This is a genomic window from Streptomyces sp. SID12501 (genome assembly GCF_010550245.1).
GTDB lineage: Bacteria > Actinomycetota > Actinomycetes > Streptomycetales > Streptomycetaceae > Streptomyces.
Genome location: NZ_JAAGLU010000005.1, coordinates 165,905 through 190,344, shown reverse-complemented (window position 1 = coordinate 190,344; position 24,440 = coordinate 165,905). Strand labels below are relative to the sequence as shown.

Below are 24,440 nucleotides of genomic sequence, written 5' to 3'. Positions count from 1 at the left end.
TGTCTTCAGCCGACGCACACTGTCGGCACTGGTGATGACCCTCGTCGTGTCCACAGTTGTCGCGGTCCCCGTGCAGGCGGCGGACAGCGGCGGGGGCCTGGGCAAGCCCAAGGCGCAGGAGCAACTGGTCACCGAGGTCCACGAGTTCGCCGGGCAGGGCGCAAAGAAGGCCCGGGCCCGGGTGGCCGAGACACGCGCGGAGAACGCTGAACAGGGCAAGCGCGCCAGGGCCGAGCAGACCGCGACCTGGCCGAAGGCCGGCTCGGCGAAGACCGGGCTGGCAGGCAAGAGCAAGGCCGCCCGGCTGACGGCCGGCGGTCTCCCGGTGACCCTCACCGGCACGCCTGACGGAGCCTCGGGCGACACCCGTATCGAGGTCCGCAGCCGCAAGGCGACCGAAGCGGCTGGTGTCAAGGGCGTACTGCTGACGGCCATGGCCGCCGACCCCGGCAACGCCGAAGTCAGCGTCGACTACTCGGACTTCGCCTCCGCATACGGCGGCGGCTGGTCCGGCCGACTGCGGCTGTTCCAGTTGCCCGCCTGCGCGCTGACGACGCCGGACAAGGCCGCCTGCCGTGAACGGACACCGCTCGACTCACACAACGACATCTCAGGCCAGACCGTCTCGGCCGAGGTAGCCCTCGCGGCCCCGACGGCCGAGAAGAGCCCGTCGAGCCGCAACTCAACTGCCGCAGCCACCACTTCGGCAGCCTCCGCCTCCTCGGCGGTGACGGTCCTGGCCCTCGCGGCGAGTGCGGGTGCTTCCACCTCCGGTGCGGGCGACTACACGGCGAGCCCGCTCTCCCCGGCGTCCAGCTGGGAGGCAGGCGGCTCCTCCGGTGCCTTCACCTGGTCCTACGGCATGGCCGTGCCGCCCGCTGCGGCCGGACCGTCCCCGTCCCTGGCGCTGTCCTACGACTCCGGCAGCGTCGACGGCCGTACCGCCTCGACGAACAACCAGGCCAACCCGGTCGGCGAGGGCTTCGAGATCTCCTCGTCCTCGTACATCGAGCGCTCCTACGACAGCTGCGACAAGGACGGGCAGACCGACAAGTTCGACCTGTGCTGGAAGTTCGAGAACGCTTCGATCGTCCTCAACGGCAAGGCCAACAAGCTGGTCAAGGTCGACGCCACTGACAAGACCGACGACGTCTGGCGGCTGAGCTCCGACGACGCTTCCACGGTCGTCCGCTCCACCGGGGGCGACAACGGCGACGACGACGGCGAGTACTGGACCGTCACCACAGGCGACGGCACTAAGTACGTCTTCGGCCAGCACAAGCTTCCTGGTGCGGCTGCCACCGATCTCACCAACTCCGTATGGACGGTGCCGGTCTACGGCAACAACTCCGGTGAGCCCGGCTACGACAAGGGCACCGCCTTCGCCGGCCGCGCGCTCACCCAGGCCTGGCGCTGGAACCTGGACTACGTCGTGGACATCCACGGCAACGCCATGACGTACTGGTACACGCCCGAGACCAACTACTACGCACAGAACGGCGCTTCCACCGCCACCGCCAAGTACACCCGCGGCGGCTACCTCACCGAGATCCGCTACGGCCAGAACAAGGACGCCCTGTTCTCCGGTGTGACCTCCGACAAGGTCACCTTCTCCTACGCCGAACGCTGCACGGTCGCGGACTGCGGCGAACTGACCGACTCCACCGCCCCCAAGTGGCCCGACGTCCCCTTCGACTCGATCTGCGCCTCCGGGGCGGACTGCGACGCGGCGAGCCCATCCTTCTTCACTCGCAAGCGACTGACCGGCGTCAGCACCCAAGCCTGGTCGGCCGCCACGAGCAAGTTCACCGCCGTCGACTCCTGGGCTCTGGACCAGGACTTCAAAGACGGCAACGACATCGGTGACACCTCCGACCACAGCCTGGTCCTGGAGTCCGTCCGGCACACCGGCGAGAACGGCACCGCCATCGTGCTCGATCCGGTGACCTTCACCTACGAGATGCGGCCGAACCGGGTCGACGCGGACCTCGACAACATCCTGCCGCTCAGCCGCCCACGGATCAGGACGGTCACCTCCGAGACGGGTGCCATCACCACGGTCACCATCTCTGGTCCGGAGTGCGTCCGAGGCTTCAACATGCCGGCCGCCGAGGACGACAACTCCAAGCCCTGCTACCCGCAGTTCTGGAACATCAACGGATCCTCCGAGGCATCCATCGACTGGTTCCACAAGTACCGCGTCACGGCCGTAGGCACCGCCGACCCGTTCAGCGGGAGCGCGGACACCGAGAACGCCTACACCTACGCAGACCCCGCCTGGCACTACAACGACGACCCGCTCACCCCCGAGACCGAGCGCACCTGGTCCGTCTGGCGCGGCTACGGCAAGGTCACCGCGACCAAGGGCATCGCGGGCGGCACCCAGTCCAAGACCGTCTCCCTCTACCTGCAGGGCATGCACGGCGACAAGCTCAAGGGCACCGCCACCACGCGGTCGGCCTCGGTCGCCGGGATCGACTTCACCGGCCTGGACGTCGCCGACCAGACCGACAGCGACCCGTACGCGGGCTTCCTGCGCGAACAGATCACGTACAACGGTTCGACGCCGGTCAGCGTGACCGTCAACGATCCCTGGTACCGCACCACCGCCACGCACAGTGCGTCGAACACCAAGACCTACTTCGTCCGTACGGAGAGGGCGTACGCGCACACCTATCTGGCGGCGAAGACGTCCTGGCGCACACGCACCACGGCAACGACCGAGTGGGACGCCTACGGGCAGCCACTGATGGTGCAGGACGCGGGCGACGCGGCCGTCACCGGCGACGAGACGTGCACCCGCACCTGGTACGCGGCCAACACGACGCTCGGCATCAACTCCCTGGTCACCCGTACCCGGGTGGTCGGCAGGTCCTGCACGCCCGCCGAGACCGAGCTGTCCCTGCCCACGTCATCGGCCACGGCCGGCGACGTCCTGTCCGACACCGCGATGGTCTACGACGGCACGTCCACGACCGCCGTCTGGTCCGGGTCCCAGACGCCGACCAAGGGCGAGATCACCTGGATCGGTCGCCCCACCGCCTACCCGACGGCGGCCACGAACGGCGAACGTAACCCGTCCGTATGGCAGACGACCAGCCGGACGACGTACGACGGTCTGGGCCGCGTCGCGTCCGTCACCGACACCGCCAACAACACCACGGCCACGAGTTACGTCCCCATTGCGGCGGGACCGCTGACCCGGACCAAGGTCACCAACGCCAAGACGCAGAGCACCTTTGTCTACGCGGACTACGCCCGAGGCCTGCCGGTCAAGGTCTACGACATCAACAGCAAGATCACCGAGACGACGTACGACGCCCTCGGCCGCCAGACCGCGACGTGGCTGCCCGACCGCTCCCGCGCCAGCAGCTACAGCCCCAACTACACGTACGCCTACTCCGTCTCCAATGCCGACAACTCCTGGTCCTCGACCTCGACGCTCAAGGCCGACGGCTCCACGTACAACACCAGTTACGCGATCTACGACTCGCTCCTGAGGCCTCTCCAGAGCCAGAGCCCCACACCGCAGGGCGGCCGACTTCTCACGGACACCCGCTACAACGACCGCGGCCTGGCCTACCAGACGTATGCCGACGCCTTCGACTCCGACAACCTTCCCTCCGGCGAGTACGCGGCTGCCGTGTACGGCCGCACGCCCAAGCAGTCGGTGACTGTCTTCGACGGCGCGGAACGCCCTGTAACCAGCACCTTCTATGTCGTCGGCGTGGAGAAGTGGAGCACCACCAGCAGCTACACAGGTGACTCCACCGCGACGACCGCCCCCGACGGAGGCTCGGCCACCCGCACGATCGTGGACGCCCAGGGCCGTACGACGGAGACCCGCGAGTACGAGGGCACCAGCCCGGCCGACACCGGCTACGGCGCCACGGTGGGCGCGACCTACACGTCCACGAAGTTCACGTACACCCGCGACGGTAAGCAGTCCACGATCACGGGACCTGACAGTGGATGGTCGTACGCCTACGACCTCTACGGCCGTCAGACCTCCGCCACCGACCCCGACATGGGCACGACGACCACCGGCTTCACGACCCTGGACCAGGTCTCCTGGACCAAGGACGCGGAGGGACGAGTCGTGATCAGCGCCTACGACGTGTTGGGCCGTACCACCGGCACATGGTCGGCTCCCGCCACGGCGGACCTCTCCTCCACCACCGAGGAGCAGGTCGACGCGAACAAACTCACGGCGTACACCTACGACGGGGTCACCAACGCCAAGGGCCAGCGGGACTCGGCCATCCGGTATGTCGGCGGGGCCGTCAGCGGCACCGGCAGTGCGTACACGAAGAAGGTCACCGCGTTCGACAGCATGTACCGGGCCACCACCACCCAGCTCGTCCTGCCGGACAGCGACCCGTTGGTAGCCAAGAAGGCTGTCGCCGACAAGACGCTGACTTTCGCAGCGGACTACCGCATCGACGGAACTCTGCAGAGCACCACGGAACCCGCCGCCGGTGGCCTTGCTTCGGAGCAGGTCATATACAAGTACGACGGTCTGGGCCTGAACACCCAGACCGAAGGCACCAGTGCCTACCTGCTGGACGCCAGCTACACGGCCCTCGGTCAGCCCCAGGTGCTCAGCCTGGGTAAATCCAACGCCGAAGGCACCTACAACGCGTACATCAACAACCACTACGAGACAGGCACCGACCGCATCCTCAGGTCGTCGGTCACCGACGACACGCACGCCTACACGCTCCAGCAGCTGAACTACGCCTACGACGCCGCGGGCAACGTCACGTCCATCTCGGACCCGATGACCCTTGGCGGCACCGGCGCGGCGGACAACCAGTGCTTCACCTACGACGGTCACCGCCGCCTGACCGATGCCTGGACCCCGTCGGCAGCGGACTGCTCCACCGCCAACCGCACAACGGCCAACCTGGGCGGCGCCGCCCCCTACTGGACGTCGTACACGTACAAGGACTCGGGCCTGCGCGCGACCGAGGTCACCAAAACCAGCAGTACACCCACGACCAAGACGTACTGCTACAACAGCACGAAGACCCACCGCCTCCTGGCCACGACCGCGAACACCTGCACCGGTGTCACCGAGGCCTACACCTACGACGCGACGGGCAACACCAAGACCCGGCTGGACGGCACCGCGAGCCAGACCCTGACCTGGTCGGCGGAGAGCAAGCTAGACACCCTCAAGGAGGGCACCAGCACCACCGGCTACGTCTACGACGCCGACGGCAGCCTCCTGATCCGCCGCAACACGGCCGGCGAGACGGTCCTGTACCTGGGATCGAGCGAGATCCACCTCGACACCTCGACATCGACGGCGAAGTTCTGGGCCCAGCGGTACTACACCGGCGCCGGCTCGACGATCGCGATGCGCACCAACAAGTCGGGCACCGACAAGCTGAGTTGGCTGGCCTCGGATCACCACGGGACGAGCAGTCTCGCCATAGACAACGCGACCCAGGTGACCACGAAGCGCTACAGCACGCCGTTCGGCGCCGACCGAGGCCAACCGACCTTCGGCCCCTGGCCCGACGACAAGGGTTTCCTCGGCGCTACGGCGGACTCCGCTTCGGGGCTGACGCATCTGGGGGCGCGGGAGTACGACCTGTCAACAGGCCGTTTCATCAGCGTGGACCCGGTGCTCATCCCGGACCAGCACCAGTCGCTCAACGGCTACACCTACGCGGGCAACAACCCCATCACCTTCAGCGATCCCACGGGCCTGTGGCTCGACGACGGCACGGGCCACAACGAGCCGCGCCCGGGTGGCGGCGGCGGAGGCCAGAGTTCCACTCCCGGTGTCCCCAGCGGTGGAACCGGTCCAGGCGGCTGCTACTACACCTGCGGGGGCACGGCAAGTACCAGCAGCACAGGGAACAACAGCAGCGGAGCGCCCGTAGTTGCGGAGAACCCTCCCATGTGGGGCTGGCTGGGCGACGTCCTGGACACCACCGGCAACTACGTCTCCGCGATCGTCTCCGAGCCCGAGCTGTGGTGGGGTGCTGCCGAAACCGCTGGAAGCCTGTTGCTCATGGGCGCTGGCGGAAATGTTGTGCTTGCCGGCGGAGCCCTCTGCGTCGCCACCCTTGTCGGCTGTGCCATCAGCGTCCCCGCAGCTGCGGGCGGTGTGGCTATGGTCGGTATTGGTGCCTTTGGTATGAAGGACGGCATCGGGCGCATCGACAGCGGGATGAACAAGGCACTGAGCGAGGCAAAGAGCGAATCCTCTGGTACTGGTTCAGTAGATGTAGGCGCACAGAACCCGAATGTTACGTGGAAGACTGATGAATTCGATGGCTGGCAGCATGTTCTCGACGGGCATCGAATCGGCGGTGCAGAGTATGATTCGGTCACCAAGGGTGCTTTCATTGGTAAGGGCGCGAAGGTTCAAAAGTGGATTCAGCAAGTTGTGAACGAAAATTCCGCTAAGGCGAACAGTGGCGGACGTGACGGGTATGTCTACGAAGGTAGAATTAATGCAGGTCCCGATGGTGTGGGAATCCTCAGCGATAGACAAGCCCAGGGTCTGGGGTCTAATAGGGCGTACGGAATTAAGGTCATTCTCAACCCGAATGGCAGCCTGAGAACCGCTCATCCCATTCCTTAGTACCTGCTGCTTGAAATATCGGTCACCTATGCTGCCTTCATGCGGCATAGGTGACCGATATGATGTTTCCCTCTCGCGTTTTCAAATCCACGTCTTTGGAGTTTTTGTGTTTGATATTTCCTTTGCTCCGGATTCATTGCCGGAACTTACTGGAAAGAAGCTCGTCAATTTGGGGCGGACCGGTGAGATGGATCTACGGTATGGGTACTTCGAAATGGATCTGTCTATCACAACTGATGAGTTCGGGCGGGAGTTGATCCCTGGAACGCCGGTCCTCGATTTCGTGTTCTGCCTGCTTCTTGCGGCTCGTGACGTTCAGCAAGGGGATTCTGGGTGTATCAGCTTCACGGAGAATGATCTACTGATTCATTTCACTTGCGAAGGCGACACGGTTACCGTGACGAGATCTTGGGATTCGGTGAGTGGATATTGCAAGATTGACGAGTTCCTGACTGTCGCCTCTAGGTTCTCCAGGGAATCCTTGGAGGTAATTGTCCAAAATTATCCGGTATTTCAAGAAAATCAGACTTATCGAAAGCTGGTAGACATGGTGACGGAACTGATGCCTGGTAGGTGAGTATTGATGAGCCGGTACTGTGTAGGGGCATTTGTATGATCGAGATCTGTCCGGTGTTCGTCACGTGAGGCCGAGGGCTTGCAGGGGTCGGCGGTAGTCGCGGCCGGCGCGGCGGACCAACTGTGTGGCTTCAGTAGCTTGGCCACCCTCTGGACTATGCAGCCCTGGTGGAACAATTGGCCGATCGGACCAGGTCAGATGGCCGTGCCTGAAGTGTCCGTCTTGAGTGCATCGACGAACGTGGTGAAGGCTCGAGGTGGGAAGCTGAGCGTTCCCTGGGCCGGGTCCTTGGAGTCGCGTATGGCTATGCGGGTGCGCACGTCCGCTATCTCTATGCAGGTGTTCCCGTCGCCTCCTTCGGAGAAGGAGGACTTCTGCCAGTGGAGGGGGTCGGTCACGCGTGGTGCCTCACAGTTCCTTCGCCAAACGGTGGATGAAGTCCCGCGACTGTGCGGGGTCTAGCGCTGCCTCCTCCACCTTACGGAAGAGCGTTCGAAATCGGTCCAGTTGGGACTCGGCATCCAGGAACGCCGTGCCGTTGGGTGAGTCGCGAAGCACCGTGTCCAGGCGGGGGAGCGGGCCGCCCAGATGCATCATGGCGGCGCTCGCTCCGGCGAACCCGTCGGTGTCGAAGGGGATGACGCGCACGGTGGCGTGGCCCCGCTCCATCTCGCCCATGATCTCCTGGAGTTGGGCCAACATCACCTTGCGGTCGGCCACACGGATGCGCAGGGCGGCTTCGTGGACGACGGTCCGGTACGGGACCGGGGGGTCGCGTTCGATGACGGCTCGCCGGTTCATCCGGTGCTGGACTCGCGGAGTCAACTCGCTCTCGGGCAACTGCGGGACCATGTATCCGAAGACTGCGCGGGCGTAGTCCGGGGTCTGCAACAAGCCCGGTACGTGGGTAATGACGACTTCGTGAAGGAATGTCGCGTGATGTTCCAACTCGGCGACATCAGAGAAGACCGGCGGTAGGAGGCCTTGGAACTCCTCCCACCAGCCCTGCGTACGGTCGGTGACCATCGCCACCAGCGCGTCGATCAGGGCATCGTCGGCGCACGCGTAGTGAGCGGCCAGGCGGCGTACGCGCTCCTCGCTCGCTCCGGCCAGGCCGGCCTCCACCTGGCTCATCTGGGCCGAAGTCGAACTGAGCAGCTCCGCCGCTTCTCGGGCCTTCAGTCCGGCGGCTTCCCGCATCCTGCGCAGTTCCGTGCCTAGGCGCACCTGCCGTGCGGTCGGTCGGCTCCTCGGTGCCATGTGCCCTCCGGTCTGAACTCGCCTGTCACTGCACCACGTTCGGGTGCCAGGTTAGTGCAACAGCTTGCGCGAGGAAAAATTTTTGCACTACGGTTGGTCTCGCGACGCACACGCTGCGAAACTGCCGGGACCCCGGAAGCGCACCACTCCGTCCTGCCATGACGGCTGCGGCACGGCCACCGCCCGCACCCTCAGCGACCAGCCAACTCCACTTCCTGCTACAAGGAGTTCACGCATGTCGGAAACTGAAGGAACCGTCCCCGCCGGGAACGAGCCCTGGGAATACGTCCTCCACATCCCGCACGACCTCCGCGCTGTGACCGTCTGTCGCCGCACCGTCCGACTCATCCTCACGATGCACGGACTGATCCGCCTCGCCGACGTTGCCGAACTCCTGGCGACGGAGTTGGTCAGCAATGCCGTACGCCACACCAAGGGCCCCGTCGCTTTGCGCCTGCGGATGCGCGACGGCTTCCTGCGCGTCGGAGCGTGGGACACCGATCCCGAACCGCCCATGCCGCCGCCCTCGGTAGAGGTGTTGACGCAGCTCACGTATCTGGAGGAGGGGCGCGGTCTGGCTCTGGTCAGTTCCTGTGCCGACCTGTGGGGCTGGCAGCCGCTGAGCAGGGGTGGCATCAAGGGCAAGTACGTGTGGGGTGACCTTGCTGCGGCGTAGCAGGCCTGCCAGGAAACAGGGGTAACTTGTCGACGGCGAAGTTCTGGGCCCAACTACTACACCGGTGCTCGCTCGACGTCCGAGTATTTCCTCGCCCTTGTCGGCATGGCTGCCATCCTCATCCCTCATCGACCACAGGTGGCTGCAGCCAGGGGCGCGCGACTATAGGCCAACGTACCGAGGACGGGAGTCTGCCCGCCCGAACGCCAGCACCTGGGCGAGTACCGCCCTCATCCGCTCGATGTCCTCGTCCGGCACGTCGAGTTCTGCCTCGATCTCGGGGTCGTCCAGTCCCAGTTCGTCCAGCGAGGCGGGATCCAGCGACACCGTGAGTCGCCCGCCCGACAACGTGACCGCCCGGACGCAGCCATAGGCCGTTCCATGGGATTGCGTCACGACACAGTGACTGTCGAGCCCGAGTGACATGTTCTGACGGGACGGTTCGCCGATGTTGCTCATGAACAGCAGGAAGAACCCCTCGCCGGCCTCGTCCTCGGCGACGCCCGCCCGCATCACGTCGTTGTCGAGGTCGACCTCTGCCGCTACTGCGCGTGCAGTGAATCTCAGGGTCATGGCTGCTGTTGTAGCAGGACACCTGGGCGCGCCAGTAGGCAGGCCAACCAGTATCAGAAGCGATGTCTTGGAGGCCGGATTTCGCCATATCGGCTACCGTGCTGTCCTCGAACTCCCTTGCGAAATATGCCAGTTGCGATCACGCTTCTGCGTGTCGACAGGGGTCGGGGCGGGAGCCGGAAGTGGAGGCTGGGGCGGGTATGGGTGCCACGGAGAGGGTCGCTGAAGCGGCTGGGGAAGCGGTGGACGCGGTAGAGGCGGTGGTGCGGGGTGACGCGGCTCTGCTGGAGGACGATCTGGCCGAGTTTCTCGCTTCGCTGACCGCTCCTGGGGCGGTCGCCTCGCAGTCCGTGTACGAGTCCGCCCTGCGGCGCTCCCTCTACGAACCCGTCGCCGATGCCGTCGGGTCGAAGGTGGGCCAGGAGGCGCTGCCCCCGACCGCCGGGGCGCCCGGCGGCAACCGGGCTCCGCTGCGGCCGTCGATGGTGTACTGGGCCTATCGGAATTATCGGGGCTTCCCCGACGAGTTGGGGAACGATGGTGGTGGCGGGGACTCCGCCGCCGACCTGGCCGTCGTTCGGCGGGCCGCCGTGGCCGTGCGGGTCATGTTGAAGGCCTTCGTCGCGATCGACGACATCCAGGACGGCAGCGACGTCCGCTACGGCGAACCCGCGCTCCACGTCACCCATGGTGTGCCGCTCGCACTCAACACCGGTTCCTGGCTGATCGCGGCCGTCCTGCGGCACGCGGCCGACCCGGCTGTCGTGGAAAGCCTCGCGCGAGCCGTCGAGAGCGGCTTCACCGGGCAGGCCGTCGACCTGTCCACGCGTACGGCCGAGACCCGCGCCGAGTTGCTGGCCGCGCCCGTCGAAGAGCGCGTGGCCTACTGGGAGTCACTGGCCGCCCTCAAGACCGGCACGCTCTTCCGGATGCCGCTCGACTCGGCCCTCGCGGGTCTTCGCGTCGTCGACGACGAGCAGTACGTCCTGGACGCCGCCATGCGCCAACTCGGCCTGGCCAGCCAGCTGTTCAACGACCTCACCGACTTCGTACCCGAGTTCGGCGGGGGCAGGATCCACGAGGACTACGACGGGCTCAGCAACCGGGTCTTCCTCGAACTGCTCGACCCGGAGTCGTCCCAACCGTCACTCTCGGGGGAGCGGCTCAAGGCCTACGTCCTCGGGCATCCGAAGCTGCAGCCGACGCTCCTCGCGCTCGGCGCCGAGGCTGTCCAGCTGAAGCGCGACGCCAAGGAGAGTGTGTACCGCGTGTGCCGGTCCGACCGCAGCGCCGCCTACTTCGACCTCACCATCGAACGCAAGGGCCACCTCATCGACCGTCTCCTCGAGACGCTTCAGCAGCGGAGCGGCGCGTGACGGCGGCCCCGGTCCCGGCCACGCTGGTTGAGCGGCTGCGTACGAGCACCCGCGACTGGCATGACGCGCTGGAGGCCACGCCCTTCGCGAGCGCGATGATCGCCGGGACACTTCCCGTCGAGCGGTACGTCGGCCAACTCGCCGCCTATCGGGTGGTGTTGACCGCCCTCGAAGGTGAGCTCTCCCGCGTCACGGACCCCTCCGCCGACCCCGTGTGGTCGGCGGACCTCGGCAAACTCCCCTTCATCGAGCACGACTTGGCCTACTTCGCGAACCTCGGCACCGCGCCCGGCCCCTGGGCCGCCGAGGAAGCGGAAGCGTTCGCGGCGGAGATACGGCTGCGGGCCCAGGAGTCCGACCTCACAGCGCTCATGGGGTACCTCTACGTCATGGAGGGCTCGACGCTCGGCGCCCTCTTCCTGCACCCGTACGTCACCGCCGCCTACAGCCTTCCCGGCACGGAGGGCGTCGCCTACTACACCAGCGGCGACCGCGCCCGCTGGGCCCGCCTCACCGCCCGGATGAACCAGGCCCTACCCGACCCCGAGGTACAGGAACAGGTCGTCGAGGCGGCCCGCGTCGCCTACCGGCACACCGCCGCGATCACCGGGGCCCTCTCCGTGGGTCTCAGCCCGCCATCTCCATCCCCAGCCCCAACTCCCGCGCGATGAGCATCCGTTGGACCTCACTCGTGCCCTCCCCGATCTCCAGGATCTTCGAGTCGCGCCACATCCGGGCCACCGGGTACTCGTTCATGAAGCCGTAGCCGCCGTGGATCTGGGTCGCGTCGCGGGCGTTGTCCACCGCGATCGTCGACGAGTACAGCTTGGCCAGGGCCGCTTCCTTCTTGAAGGGGTCCCCTGCCACCAGCCGGGAGGCCGCGTCCCGCCAGGCCAGGCGGGACGTATGGGCCTTCATCTCCATGTCCGCGATCTTGAACTGGATGGCCTGGTTCGCGCCGATCGGACGCCCGAACGCATGCCGTTCCTTGGCGTATTTCACCGACTCGTCCACGCAGCCCTGGGCAAGTCCGGTCGCCAGCGCGGCGATCGCGATACGCCCCTCGTCGAGGATGCGAAGGAACTGGGCGTAGCCGCGCCCCTCCTCGCCGATCAGGTTCGCCGCTGGGACGCGTACGTCCGAGAACGACAACTCCCGGGTGTCCGAGGCGTTCCAGCCGACCTTCGAGTAGGGCGCCGCCACCGTGAAGCCCGGCGTTCCGGACGGGACCAGGATCGCGGAGATGAGCGGCCTGCCGTCCGGCTTGCGGCCCGTCACCGCCGTCACCGTCACGAAGCCCGTGATGTCCGTACCCGAGTTGGTGATGAAGCACTTCGTACCGTTGATCACCCACTCATCGGTGTCGGGGTCCAGCCGGGCCGTCGTGCGGGTCGCGCCCGCGTCCGAGCCGCCGTCCGGTTCCGTCAGGCCGAACGCGCCCAGGATCTCGCCGGCGCACAGCCGCGGAAGCCACTCCCGCTTCTGCTCCTCCGTGCCGAACAGGTGGATGGGCATCGCGCCCAGCGAGACCCCGGCCTCCAGCGTGATCGCCACCGACGAGTCGACCCGCGCCAGTTCCTCCAGCGCGATGCCCAGCGCCAGATAGTCGCCGCCCATACCGCCGTACTCCTCGGAGAACGGCAGCCCGAACAGGCCCATCCTGCCCATCTCGCGGACGATCTCGTACGGGAACTCGTGCCGCTCGTAGAAGTCGCCGATCTTCGGGGCCACGACGTCGTGCGCGAACTGCTCGACCGTACGCCGGAGTTCTTCCAGTTCAGGGGAGAGCTTGTGGTCCATGGTCCTTCACTGCTCCTGGGAATCCTGTGAGATCTGTGAGGGCTGCGAGTCCTGTGAGTCCTGCGAATCCTTGTGGGACAGGGCTCGTACGGTGCGGGACGGGCTGGGCCGGCCCAACTGGGCTGCCATCCACGTGCTGGTGGCGAGGAGGCCGGCGAGGTCGACCCCGGTCTCGATGCCGAGGCCCTGGAGCATCCACACCAGGTCCTCGGTGGCCAGGTTGCCGGTCGCGGATTTGGCGAACGGGCAGCCGCCGAGGCCGCCCGCTGACGCGTCCACGGTGGTGACGCCGTGCTGGAGCGCGGCCAGGGTGTTGGCGAGTGCCTGGCCGTAGGTGTCGTGGAAGTGCACGCCCAGCACGTTCGTCGGCACGCCCTGTTCGTTGAGGGCGGCGAGCAGCTCCAGGACGTGGCCGGGGGTGGCGACGCCGATCGTGTCGCCCAGGCTCAGCTCGTCGCAGCCCATGTCCCGCAGCGCCGTGCAGACCCGTACCACCTGGTGGAGCGGGACCGCCCCCTCCCAGGGGTCGCCGAAGCACATCGACACATAGCCGCGCACGTGCGCTGCCTCGTCCTTCGCCCGTCGGACCACCGGCTCGAACATCGCGAGCGACTCGTCGACCGTCCGGTTGAGGTTGGCCTTGGCGAAGGACTCCGTGGCACTGGCGAACACGGCGACACGCCTGGCTCCCAGCGCCAGAGCCCGGTCCAGGCCGCGCTGGTTCGGCACCAGGACCGGGAGCGCCACCTTCAGATCGCGCAACTCGCTGAGATCTCGGACGAGCGGGAACAGCTGCTCCGCGTCCGCGAGTTGGGGCACCCACTTGGGGTGGACGAAGCTCGTCGCCTCGATCGTCGACAGGCCGGCGGTGGCCAGTCGGCGGACGAACTCCGCCTTCACCGCCGTCGGCACGGTCACCTTCTCGTTCTGCAGTCCGTCGCGCGCGCCGACCTCGTGGATCCTGACCCGCGCGGGCAGACCCGGGGCCGGTACGACCATGGGGAGCGTCATTTCTCCTCCTCTGTCGAGGACTTCACCAAGGACTCCGCAGGGGACTCCGCCAAGGACTCCGCAGGCGTGACCACGGCCAGCACCTGGTCCATGGCGACCGTCGTCCCCGGGGTGACGTCCAGCTCGGCGACCGTGCCCGCGTGCGGGGCGGCGATGACGTGCTCCATCTTCATCGCCTCGACCACCAACAGGCTCTGACCGGCGGCCACTTCGTCCCCGACCGCCACCTTCACCACCGTCACCGTGCCGGGCATCGGGGCGGTGAGAGAACCGGCACCCGCGGAGCCCGTGGCGGTGAGGGAGGCCGCCACCGGGTCGTGGTCGCGCACCTGCCAGGCGTCGCCGTCGCGGCCCAGCCAGTCGCCGGCGCGATGGAAGGTGTGACGGACGCCGTCGACGACCACGGACACCTGGTCGTCGGTGACCGTGTGCGTGCCTTGCAGGAAGTGCGTGACGGGTTCAAGTCCCGTCACTCGTAGCTCGAACGGCAGCGGCTTCGGCATGCTGCCCAGCCGCCAACCGCTGGGCACGGAGAAGGGATCCGTCCAGCCGCCCTCCGTCGCCTTCGGCCGCAGCGCCTCCAGTCGTACGGCCGCCGCCGCCTCGTAGACCTCCTCCGGCACCCCGTCCGGTACGAGGGAGTCGACCTCGCGCTCCACCAGCCCAGTGTCCAACTCGCCCGCCACCACCGCCGGATGGGCCAGCAGTCGGCGCAGGAACCCCGCGTTGGTCGGCACGCCCAGCGTGACCGTCTCCGCGAGGGCCGCCCGGAGTTTCCTGAGCGCGGTCGGGCGGTCGGGGCCGTACGCGATCACCTTGGACAGCATCGGGTCGTACAGCGAACCGACCTCCGTGCCCTCGGTCAGCCCCGAGTCGGTGCGTACGCCGTCACCGGCAGGTTCGCGCAGCGCGAGCACCGTGCCGCCGGACGGCAGGAACCCGCGCGCACCCGCCCGCACGGAAACCGTCTCCGCGCAGATACGGGCCTCGACCGCGTGCCCGGTCAGCCGTACGTCCTCCTGCGCGAAGCCGAGCGGCTCGCCCGCCGCCACGCGCAGCTGCCACTCCACCAGGTCGAGGCCGGTGACCAGCTCCGTCACCGGATGCTCGACCTGGAGGCGGGTGTTCATCTCCATGAAGAAGTACGAGGACGGGTCATTGCCCGGGACGATGAACTCGACGGTGCCCGCGCCCTCGTACCCGCAGGAGCGCGCCGCCTGGACCGCCGCCTCGCCCATGGCGGCCCGGGTCCGCTCGTCGAGGAACACGCTGGGCGCCTCTTCGATGAGCTTCTGGTGGCGCCGCTGGAGCGAACACTCGCGCTCGCCCAGGTGCACGACGTTCCCGTGGGCGTCGGCCAGGACCTGGATCTCGATGTGGCGGGGCCGGTCGACCCACCGTTCGACGAGGAGCGTGTCGTCACCGAAGGAGGCGCGGGCCTCGCGCCGCGCGGCGGCGATCTCCTCCGCCAGCTCCCCGGTGTCCCGCACCAGCCGCATGCCCTTGCCGCCCCCGCCCGCGCTGGGCTTGAGCAGCACCGGCATGCCGATCTCCCGTGCCGCGTCGGCCAGTTCGGCGTCCGTGAGCCCGCTGCCGTTCGATCCGGGGACCACCGGGACCCCGGCCGCGCGGACCGTCTCCTTGGCGCGGATCTTGTCGCCCATGAGGGAGATCGCGTCCGCCGGGGGGCCGATGAACGCCAGCCCCGCCTCGGTGCACGCGTGCGCGAAGGACGCGTTCTCGGCGAGGAAGCCGTACCCGGGGTGCACCGCCTGTGCGCCGGTGCGGGCGGCGGCTTCCAGGATGCGGGGGACGGACAGATAGCTCTCCGCCGCTGCCGCCGGTCCGATCCGTACCGCCGTGTCGGCCTCCCGGACGTGCCGGGCGTCCGCGTCGGCGTCGGAGTACACGGCGACCGAGCGCACACCGAGGGAGCGCAGCGTACGGATGACACGTACGGCGATCTCGCCCCGGTTGGCCACAAGGACTGTGTCGAACATCGCCATGTTCACAGCAATATTCATAGCCATCGTCTTAGAGCCCCTCACATCCGGAAGACGCCGAACTGGGGGTCGCCCAGTGGCGCGTTGGCGCAGGCGGTGAGCGCGAGTCCCAGTACCTGGCGGGTTTCGAGAGGGTCGATGACGCCGTCGTCCCAGAGTCGGGCCGTCGCGTAGTAGGCGTTGCCCTGGCGCTCGTACTGCGCGCGGATCGGGTCCTTGAACGCGTCCTCGTCCGCCGCCTGCCAGGACTCCCCGCGGGACTCCAGCTGGTCCCGCTTGACGGTCGCGAGGACGGACGCGGCCTGTTCGCCGCCCATGACCGAGATCTTGGCGCCGGGCCACATCCACAGGAAGCGCGGTGAATACGCCCGGCCGCACATCGAGTAGTTCCCCGCGCCGTACGACCCGCCGACCACAACCGTCAGCTTGGGCACGCGCGTGCAGGCCACGGCCGTGACCATCTTGGCGCCGTGCTTGGCGATGCCACCCGCCTCGTAGTCCCGGCCCACCATGAAGCCGGAGATGTTCTGGAGGAACAGGAGCGGGATGCCGCGCTGGTCGCACAGCTCGATGAAGTGGGCGCCCTTCTGGGCGGATTCGGAGAACAGGATGCCGTTGTTGCCGATGACCCCGACCGGGTGGCCGTGGATGCGTGCGAAGCCGGTGACCAGCGTTTGCCCGAACTCGGCCTTGAACTCCGAGAAACGGGAGCCGTCGACCACGCGCGCGATGATCTCCCGTACGTCATAAGGGGTGCGGGAGTCGACTGGCACGGCGCCGTAGAGCCCGTGGGGGTCGACCTTGGGTTCGACGGACTGCTGGACGTCCCAGGGCAGCGGCCCGCGCGCGGGGAGGGTCGCGGCGATGTTGCGGACGATGCGCAGGGCGTGCGCGTCGTCCTCGGCGAGATGGTCGGTCACGCCCGACACGCGCGCGTGGACATCCCCTCCGCCCAGCTCCTCGGCGGTCACGACCTCACCCGTGGCGGCCTTCACCAGCGGGGGACCGCCCAGGAAGATGGTCCCCTGGTTGCGGACGATGACCGCCTCGTCGCTCATGGCGGGCACGTAGGCGCCCCCCGCGGTGCACGATCCGAGCACGGCGGCGATCTGCGGAATGCCGGCGCCGGACATCCGCGCCTGGTTGAAGAAGATCCGCCCGAAGTGGTCACGGTCGGGGAAGACCTCGTCCTGCATGGGCAGGAAGGCACCCCCGGAGTCCACCAGGTAGATGCACGGGAGCCGGTTGTCGAGGGCGATCTCCTGCGCGCGCAGATGCTTCTTGACGGTCATCGGGTAGTACGTGCCGCCCTTGACGGTGGCGTCGTTGGCGACGATCACGCACTCACGCCCGCTGACCCGCCCGATCCCGGCGATGACACCGGCGGCCGGCGCCTGCCCCTGGTACATCCCGTCGGCGGCCAGGGGGGCGATTTCCAGGAAGGGCGACCCAGGATCGAGGAGCCGGTCGACCCGCTCCCGGGGGAGCAGCTTCCCGCGCGCGGTGTGCCGGTTCCGGGCCTTCTCGCCCCCGCCCAGCCGGGCCGCGGCCAGCTTGCCGTGCAGTTCCCCGACCAGCGCGCGGTGAGCCGCCTCGTTGGCCCGCCAGGCCTCCGACGCGGGGTCCGCCGCGCTGTGGAGCTCCGGTGCCTCCTGCATCCTGCGGTCCCCTAACCCAGTGGTCGGCCCAGTGGTCGAGCCTGTGGTCGAGCCGGTGGTCATCCAGTAGCCCACCAGTGGTCGACTGGTTAATGAGCGTTAACCTGCTTCCCTCAGGTTAACGACCGCTAACCTCCGTGTCTAGAATCAATTGCATGGCCACCAGAACCGACGCCCCGACCCGCCGCGAACAGATCCTCAAGGAGGCCGCGAGGCTCTTCGCCGAGCGCGGTTTCCACGGCGTCGGCGTGGACGAGATAGGGGCGGCCGTGGGCATCAGCGGCCCCGGCCTTTACCGCCACTTCCCGGGCAAGGACGCGATGCTCGCCGAACTGCTGGTCGGCATCAGCGGCCAGCTCCTGACCGGCGGCAAGCGGCGGGTCGCGGAGGCCGACGGGGACCCCGGGGCGCTCCTCGACTCCCTCATCGAGGGCCATATCGACTTCGCCCTCGACGACCGACCCCTGATCACCCTCCACGACCGCGAACTGGACCGGCTGCGCGACAGCGACCGCAAGCTGGTGCGCCAGCTCCAGCGGCAGTACGTCGAGCTGTGGGTGGAGGTGGTCCGGGAGGTCTACCCGGAGCTGACGGAACCGACCGCCCGCTCGGCCGTCCACTCGGTGTTCGGCCTCCTGAACTCGACCCCGCACCTGGGCCGCCCGGGCGCGCTGCCGGGCCGGGGCGTCACGGCCGAACTGCTGCACCGGATGGCCAGGGGGGCGTTCGCGGCGGCGGGGGAGCGGGGGGAGTGATGAGCGTTACGGCCCAACTCCACTGGACGGGGCTTCGTACTCGCCGGTACGGTTGATCTGAGCAAGCGCTTAGGTGTTCGAATCGAGGAGGCGGCGGTGCGCCGTACTGTGTTCAACGAGGACCACGAGGCGTTCCGGGAGACCCTTCGCGCCTTCATCGAGGCCGAGGTCGTTCCCGTCTACGACGAGTGGTTCGCCGCCGGCCAGGCGCCGCGCGAGTTCTACTACAAGCTCGCCGAGCTGGGCGTCTTCGGCATCCGCGTCGACGAGGAGTACGGCGGCGCCGGCATCGACTCGTACAAGTTCGAGGCCGTCCTGTACGAGGAGACCGCGCGCGCGGGTGTGTCCTTCGGCGGCTCCGGTGTGCACGTGCTGCTCGGTCTGCCGTACGTCAAGCTGCTCGCCACCGACGAGCAGAAGAAGCGCTACCTGCCGAAGTTCGTCTCCGGTGAGGAGATGTGGGCGATCGCGATGACCGAGCCGGGTACCGGCTCCGACCTCGCGGGCATGAAGACCACCGCCAAGCTGAGCGAGGACGGCACGCACTACGTCCTCAACGGCTCCAAGACCTTCATCACCGGTGGCGTCCACGCCGACCAGATGATCGTCTGTGCCCGCACCGACGCGCCCAGCGCCGAGGACCGCCGCCACGGCATATCCCTCCTCGTGGTGGACACCAAGTCCGAGGGCTACTCGATCGGCCGCAAGCTGGACAAGCTCGGCCTGAAGACCTCCGACACCGCCGAGCTGGCGTTCGTCGACGTCAAGGTGCCCGTGGAGAACCTCCTCGGTGAGGAGAACAAGGGCTTCTCCTACCTCGGCCACAACCTCGCCTCCGAGCGCTGGGGCATCGCCTACGGCGCGTACGCGCAGGCCAAGGCGGCCGTCCGGTTCGCCCAGCAGTACGTCCAGGAGCGCGTCGTCTTCGGCAAGCCGGTCGCGCACTTCCAGAACACCAAGTTCGAGCTGGCCGCCTGCAAGGCCGAGGTGGACGCGGCCGAGGCCGTCGCCGACCGCGCGACCGAGGCCTTGGACGCGGGCGAGCTGACCCCGGCCGAGGCCGCCAGCGCCAAGCTGTTCTGCACCGAGGTCGCGCACCGCGTGATCGACCGCTGCCTCCAGCTGCACGGCGGCTACGGCTTCATGAACGAGTACCCGATCGCCCGCCTGTACGCCGACAACCGCGTCAACCGGATCTACGGCGGCACCAGCGAGATCATGAAGTCGATCATCGCCAAGGACATGGGCCTGTAAGACACGAGCCATGTAAGACATGGGCCTGTAAGGACATGGGCCCGTAAGGCTTTCGCAATTACTGACCCGTAGAAATGACTGTATGAGTCAGGCACTTCAGTCTCTCCTCGATCTGCTCGACCTTGAGCAGATCGAGGAGAACATCTTCCGCGGCCGGTCCCGGCCCGCCATCGTCCCGCGTGTCTTCGGCGGGCAGGTCGCGGCCCAGGCGCTCGTCGCCGCCGGGCGGACGGTCCCGGCGGACCGCCCCGCCCACTCGCTCCACTCGTACTTCCTGCGCCCCGGCGACCCCGGTGTGCCGATCGTCTACACCGTCGACCGCATCCGGGACGGCCGTTCCTTCACCACCCGTCGCGTCGTCGCCGTCCAGCACGGGCAGCCGATCTTCCACCTCTCCGCGTCCTTCCAGCGGCACGAGGAGGGCCTCGACCACCAGGCCCCGATGCCCGCCGCCCCCGACCCGGCGACCCTCCCCACGGCCGAGGAACAGCTCCCCCGGTACGCGCACCTGGACCCGGCGGTCGTCGAGAAGTTCCTGCAGTCCCGTGAGGCCGTCGACCTCCGCTACGTCGACGACCCGCCCTACGGCAGGTTCGGCGAGCCCCGCGAACCGCGCTCCCAGGTCTGGTTCCGTACGAACGGCAAGCTCGGCGGCGCCGTCGACGAACCGCTGCTGCACGTCTGCCTCGCCACGTACGTCTCCGACATGACGTTGCTCGACTCCATCCTGCTCGCGCACGGACGGGGCGGCTGGGCGGTCAACGACGTGGTCGGCGCCTCCCTGGACCACGCGATGTGGTTCCACCGCCCGTTCCGCGCCGACGAATGGCTGCTGTACGACCAGGAGTCACCGTCGGCGTCCGGCGGCCGGGGTCTCGGCCAGGGCCGTATCTACACGCAGGACGGACAACTGGCCATCACGGTCATCCAGGAGGGCGTGATCAGGGTCCCCCGCACCCCCTGATCGACAGTTCCTACTCGCCGAGCAGTTCGGCCTCGTTCAGCAGGAACGCCGTCAGCGGGTCGTAGAAGCGCGGGCTCGTCACATGGTCGTCGAGCGGAACGGCCACCTGGAGGGTGCCCTCCGCCTCGGCCAGGAACAGCGCCGGGTCGTTGCAGTCGGCGTAACCGACGGAGTCGATGCCGTGCTGTGCGGCGTACCCCGCCCAGCCGTGGTCGGCGACGACCAGGTCGGGCAGCGGGCGGCCCGCGCGCTCGAGTCCCGTCAGGATCGCGCGCATCGGCTCGCCGGAGTGCGTGTGCCACAGCGAGGCCCCGTGCTCCAGCACCGCCACGTCCGCGAACTGGAACACGTACCCCTCGTCCGTCGTCAGACCGTCCGGGATGACGACGATCTCGCAGCCGGCACTCCGCAACGCGTCGGCGGTGGCGCGGTGCACGTCGAGCAGGCCGCCCGGGTGGCCGGTCGCGAACAGCACCCGCTGCTGCCCGTCGGCCGCCTTGCGCAGCCGGGCCGCCAACCGCTCCAGCCCGGCGACCGTCAGCTCGGGGTCGATGGTGTCCTGGCCGTACCGGTGTTCGGGATCGTCGTTCACGCCGACCCGCTCGGCCATCACCGCGAGCACGTCCTGCTCGTCGCTCCAGCGGTCGCCCAGCTCCAGCCCGAGCCAGTAGTGCCGTTCGCCGTTCGCCAGCTTGCGGTAGTGGGAGAGGTTGTTCTCGCGGGGCGTCGCGACATCACCCGCGATGCGGGTTTTCACAAGGTGATCGACAAGCTCGGCGCGGCTGGGAATCCCGGGTATCGGCATGCCTCCCATTGTGAGGCAGGCGACACCGCGAGCACCCGGACGTCCCGACCGCTGGGACGCAGGTCACGCGACCTCAATACTGCTCCAGTGCTCCTTCGGCGCTCCTTCGGTACTGCTGCAGCGGCGAACCACAACTTCATCCGTACGTCCGGGTCGTCGAGGTCCGTGCCGAGGAGGGCCGTGCCCAGCGCCCGCGGCTCCCGGTCGTGCACCGTCGCCCCTCGGCCACCACCTACGCTGGCGCGAGCGGCTCGTCGGGCGCACCATCGAACTCGCACCCGAACCCGTATCCGCAGATCCGAATCCATATCCAAACCGGCCCCGAGGCACAGGAAAGAAGGCAAAACGGCATGACCAGCAGTTACGAGGCGTACGAGACGCCCCGAGGCCCCGTCGATTCCTCCCGCATCCCGAGGTACGCCGGTCCCGCGACCTTCGCACGGCTGCCGCGCCTCGACGAGGTCGGCGGACGTACGGATGTCGCCGTGGTCGGGGTTCCGTTCGACTCGGGGGTCTCGTACCGGCCGGGGGCCCGGTTCGGCGGCAACGCGATCCGCGAGGCGTCGCGGCTGCTGCGCCCGTACAACCCGGCGCAGGACGCGTCCCCGTTCGCACTGGCCCAGGTCGCGGACGCCGGAGACATCGCGGTGAACCCGTTCGACATCCATGAGGCCGTGGAGACGGTGGAGGCGGCGGCCGACGAACTGCTGGGGACGGGGGCGAGGCTGATGACCCTCGGCGGTGACCACACGATCGCGCTGCCCCTCCTGCGCTCGGTGGCGAAGAAGCACGGCCCGGTGGCGCTGCTCCACTTCGACGCGCACCTCGACACCTGGGACACCTACTTCGGCGCCGAGTACACGCACGGGACGCCGTTCCGGCGGGCGGTGGAGGAAGGCATCCTCGACACCTCCGCCCTCTCGCACGTCGGCACGCGCGGCCCGCTGTACGGCAAGCAGGACCTGGACGACGACGCGAAGATGGGCTTCGGCATCGTGACGTCGGCGGACGTGATGCGACGCGGTGTCGACGAGGTCGCCGACCAGCTCCGCCAGCGCATCGGGGACCGTCCGCTCTACATCTCCATCGACATCGACTGCCTAGACCCGGCGTTCGCCCCCGGCACGGGCACGCCTGAGGCCGGCGGAATGACGTCGAGGGAACTGCTGGAGATCCTGCGGGGCCTGGCGTCGTGCAACCTGGTCTCGGCGGACGTCGTGGAAGTCGCTCCCGCGTACGATCACGCCGAGATCACGTCGGTCGCGGCGTCGCACACGGCGTACGAACTGACGACGATCATGTCCCGCCAGATCGCGCAGAAGAAGCAGGAAAAGGCAGCGAAGTGACTCACGACCACGACCTGGTGCTGAAGCCGACCGTCGCCCAGACGGAGGCCGCGCTCAATCCGCCCCCCGGCCGCAACGGCGGAGACCTGGTCGTGGAGACGCTGGCCGGCCTCGGCACGACGACGGTCTTCGGCCTCCCCGGCCAGCACGCCCTGGGCCTGTTCGACGCGCTGCGCCGCTCCGGCCTGCGGTACATCGGCCTACGGGTGGAGAACAACGCGGGGTTCGCGGCGGACGCGTACGGCAGGATCACGGGAGAGGCGGCGCCGCTGCTCCTGTCGACGGGCCCGGGCGCGCTCACCTCGCTCGCGGCACTTCAGGAAGCGGCGTCGGCATCGGCCCCTGTCCTGGCGATCAGCAGCCAGATCCCGACGGCGGGGCTGGGCGGCGGCCGGCATGGCTACCTGCACGAACTCCCGGACCAGCAGGCCTCGTTCAGGGGTGTGGTGAAGTCGGTCCACACGGTCCGTACGCAGTCCCAGATCCCCTCGGCGATCGCCGACGCCTGGAAGTCGGCGCTCACGGCCCCGCACGGACCGGTGTGGGTGGAGATCCCGCAGGACGTACTGATGGCCAAAACCCCGATTCCCGTGGTGACGGGCGGCGACGCCTTCCCCGAGGAGTTGCCCCCGCGCCCCGAACTGACGGCGCTGGCAGCCCACTTGCTGTCGAACGCCGAGCGCCCGGCGATCATCGCGGGCGGCGGAGTCGTACGGTCGGACGCCTCGGGCAAGCTGAGGGCGCTGGCGGAGCGTCTCCAGGCGCCGGTGGTGACGACGTTCGGCGGCAAGGGCGCGTTCCCGTGGACACACCCGCTCTCCCTCCAGTCCTGGCTGGAGGACCGGCACATGACCGACTTCCTGGAGGACGCGGACGTCCTGCTGGTGGTCGGCTCGGGCCTGGGCGAACTCTCCTCCAACTACCACACGTTCAAGCCGCGAGGCCGGATCATCCAAGTCGATGCGGACCTGGGCAAGTTGGAGTCCAATCACCCGGCGCTCGGCATCCACGCGGACGCACGGCTGGCGCTGCAGGCGCTGTTGGAGACGGTAGAGACGGTGGTGGTGAGGGAGGACGAGACGGCGGGGGACCGGGTTCGGGGGGTGCTGGACCGGGTGGCCGCGCGTCTCGCCGCCCAGGAACTGACCCTGGAGCAGGGCCTGTTGAAGTCAATCAGGAGAGCCCTGCCGCCCCGCGCCCCCTCCTTCTGGGACATGACGATCCTGTCCTACTGGGCCTGGTCGGCCTTCGACCCCCGCGGTGCGAACACCATGCACTCGGCCCAGGGCGCGGGCGGCCTCGGCTACGCCTTCCCGGCGGCCCTGGGAGCGGCGGTGGCAGACCCGACGTACCCGGTGCTCGCGGTCTCGGGCGACGGCGGTGCCCTCTACGGCATCGCGGAGTTGGCGACGGCCCGGCAGTACGACCTCGACGTCACCTGGCTGATTGTCGACGACGGCGGCTACGGCATCCTGCGCGAGTACATGACCGACGCGTTCGGGGAGACGACGGGCACGGAACTGGCGCGACCGGATTTCGTGGCGCTGGCGGAGTCGTTCGGGGTGCCGGGGGTACGGACGTCGGCGGAGACGCTGGAGACGGACCTCGCGAAGGCGTTGACGGAGCCGGGGCCGTCGGTGGTGGTGCTTCCGGCGGTGTTGCGGATGTTCGCGGCGACGCACGGTAGTTGAGGACGCATTCCTCGGTGTGGCGGGCATCACATGGTACTTGGTAAAGGTTCGGGCAAGTACTCGCCTCATTGTCCTGAATTAATCAGGGTT

At 68.0% G+C, this 24,440-nt stretch carries 18 protein-coding genes; 10 read left to right on the top strand and 8 right to left on the bottom strand.

Annotation, left to right across the window (positions count from 1 at the left end; genetic code table 11):
• Nucleotides 1-34 precede the first annotated feature (34 nt).
• Together G3I71_RS07475 and G3I71_RS07470 are read left to right on the top strand one after the other, a co-directional pair.
• Nucleotides 35-6,601 (top strand): RHS repeat-associated core domain-containing protein, encoded by a 6,567-nt coding sequence (locus G3I71_RS07475; protein WP_164313118.1) that lies wholly within the window; start codon nucleotides 35-37, stop codon nucleotides 6,599-6,601.
• A gap of 106 nt (nucleotides 6,602-6,707) precedes the next feature.
• A complete protein-coding gene (locus tag G3I71_RS07470) occupies nucleotides 6,708-7,178 on the top strand; it encodes a hypothetical protein (RefSeq protein WP_164313117.1) in 471 nt (156 codons plus the stop codon).
• Nucleotides 7,179-7,372: 194 nt separating this feature from the next.
• Here the strand turns inward: G3I71_RS07470 and G3I71_RS07465 are convergent, their stop codons facing one another.
• Entirely contained in the window at nucleotides 7,373-7,576 is a 204-nt protein-coding gene (locus tag G3I71_RS07465) for a DUF397 domain-containing protein (protein WP_164313116.1), read from the bottom strand.
• Nucleotides 7,577-7,586: 10 nt separating this feature from the next.
• A complete protein-coding gene (locus G3I71_RS07460) occupies nucleotides 7,587-8,438 on the bottom strand; it encodes a helix-turn-helix transcriptional regulator (RefSeq protein ID WP_164313115.1) in 852 nt (283 codons plus the stop codon).
• Nucleotides 8,439-8,673: 235 nt separating this feature from the next.
• Between G3I71_RS07460 and G3I71_RS07455 the strand changes: the two genes are divergently transcribed.
• Entirely contained in the window at nucleotides 8,674-9,114 is a 441-nt protein-coding gene (locus G3I71_RS07455; protein WP_164313114.1) for an ATP-binding protein, read from the top strand.
• Nucleotides 9,115-9,276: 162 nt separating this feature from the next.
• Here the strand turns inward: G3I71_RS07455 and G3I71_RS07450 are convergent, their stop codons facing one another.
• Nucleotides 9,277-9,687, bottom strand: a complete 411-nt coding sequence (locus tag G3I71_RS07450; RefSeq protein ID WP_164313113.1) for an Imm10 family immunity protein — start codon at nucleotides 9,685-9,687, stop codon at nucleotides 9,277-9,279.
• A gap of 200 nt (nucleotides 9,688-9,887) precedes the next feature.
• Between G3I71_RS07450 and G3I71_RS07445 the strand changes: the two genes are divergently transcribed.
• Together G3I71_RS07445 and G3I71_RS07440 are read left to right on the top strand one after the other, a co-directional pair.
• The gene (locus G3I71_RS07445) at nucleotides 9,888-11,063 is read left to right on the top strand and encodes a polyprenyl synthetase family protein (protein ID WP_203729590.1); all 1,176 of its coding nucleotides are present in this window, start codon (nucleotides 9,888-9,890) and stop codon (nucleotides 11,061-11,063) included.
• Entirely contained in the window at nucleotides 11,060-11,734 is a 675-nt protein-coding gene (locus tag G3I71_RS07440) for a biliverdin-producing heme oxygenase (RefSeq protein WP_164313111.1), read from the top strand. The genes G3I71_RS07445 and G3I71_RS07440 overlap by 4 nt, the downstream gene beginning before the upstream one ends.
• On the opposite strand, the gene G3I71_RS07435 is transcribed toward G3I71_RS07440, so the two are convergent.
• The 4 genes from G3I71_RS07435 to G3I71_RS07420 are packed head-to-tail and all read right to left on the bottom strand — an operon-like array spanning nucleotide 11,691 to nucleotide 17,535.
• Nucleotides 11,691-12,863 (bottom strand): acyl-CoA dehydrogenase family protein, encoded by a 1,173-nt coding sequence (locus G3I71_RS07435; protein ID WP_164313110.1) that lies wholly within the window; start codon nucleotides 12,861-12,863, stop codon nucleotides 11,691-11,693. The genes G3I71_RS07440 and G3I71_RS07435 overlap by 44 nt on opposite strands.
• Nucleotides 12,864-12,869: 6 nt before the next feature.
• Nucleotides 12,870-13,874, bottom strand: coding sequence for a hydroxymethylglutaryl-CoA lyase (locus G3I71_RS07430; RefSeq protein WP_164313109.1), 1,005 nt, complete (start codon nucleotides 13,872-13,874; stop codon nucleotides 12,870-12,872).
• Nucleotides 13,871-15,874 carry a biotin carboxylase N-terminal domain-containing protein gene (locus tag G3I71_RS07425; RefSeq protein WP_164313247.1) on the bottom strand — a complete coding sequence of 668 codons (2,004 nt, stop codon included), beginning with the start codon at nucleotides 15,872-15,874 and terminating at the stop codon, nucleotides 13,871-13,873. Before G3I71_RS07425 ends, G3I71_RS07430 begins: the two co-directional genes overlap by 4 nt.
• 44 nt (nucleotides 15,875-15,918) lie before the next feature.
• Entirely contained in the window at nucleotides 15,919-17,535 is a 1,617-nt protein-coding gene (locus G3I71_RS07420; RefSeq protein ID WP_164313108.1) for a carboxyl transferase domain-containing protein, read from the bottom strand.
• Between the two features lie 155 nt (nucleotides 17,536-17,690).
• Between G3I71_RS07420 and G3I71_RS07415 the strand changes: the two genes are divergently transcribed.
• The 3 genes from G3I71_RS07415 (at nucleotide 17,691) to tesB (ending at nucleotide 20,508) form a co-directional block, all read left to right on the top strand.
• Nucleotides 17,691-18,290, top strand: coding sequence for a TetR/AcrR family transcriptional regulator (locus G3I71_RS07415; RefSeq protein ID WP_164313107.1), 600 nt, complete (start codon nucleotides 17,691-17,693; stop codon nucleotides 18,288-18,290).
• 96 nt (nucleotides 18,291-18,386) lie between these two features.
• Nucleotides 18,387-19,544 (top strand): acyl-CoA dehydrogenase family protein, encoded by a 1,158-nt coding sequence (locus G3I71_RS07410; RefSeq protein ID WP_164313106.1) that lies wholly within the window; start codon nucleotides 18,387-18,389, stop codon nucleotides 19,542-19,544.
• 82 nt (nucleotides 19,545-19,626) lie between these two features.
• The gene (tesB, locus tag G3I71_RS07405; protein ID WP_164313105.1) at nucleotides 19,627-20,508 is read left to right on the top strand and encodes an acyl-CoA thioesterase II; all 882 of its coding nucleotides are present in this window, start codon (nucleotides 19,627-19,629) and stop codon (nucleotides 20,506-20,508) included.
• A gap of 10 nt (nucleotides 20,509-20,518) precedes the next feature.
• On the opposite strand, the gene G3I71_RS07400 is transcribed toward tesB, so the two are convergent.
• The gene (locus G3I71_RS07400) at nucleotides 20,519-21,313 is read right to left on the bottom strand and encodes a phosphatase (protein WP_164313104.1); all 795 of its coding nucleotides are present in this window, start codon (nucleotides 21,311-21,313) and stop codon (nucleotides 20,519-20,521) included.
• Between the two features lie 350 nt (nucleotides 21,314-21,663).
• Between G3I71_RS07400 and speB the strand changes: the two genes are divergently transcribed.
• Together speB and G3I71_RS07390 are read left to right on the top strand one after the other, a co-directional pair.
• The gene (speB, locus tag G3I71_RS07395) at nucleotides 21,664-22,659 is read left to right on the top strand and encodes an agmatinase (RefSeq protein WP_164313103.1); all 996 of its coding nucleotides are present in this window, start codon (nucleotides 21,664-21,666) and stop codon (nucleotides 22,657-22,659) included.
• On the top strand, nucleotides 22,656-24,350 hold the full coding sequence (locus G3I71_RS07390) for a thiamine pyrophosphate-binding protein (RefSeq protein ID WP_164313102.1): 1,695 nt from the start codon (nucleotides 22,656-22,658) through the stop codon (nucleotides 24,348-24,350). The genes speB and G3I71_RS07390 overlap by 4 nt, the downstream gene beginning before the upstream one ends.
• Nucleotides 24,351-24,440 lie beyond the last annotated feature (90 nt).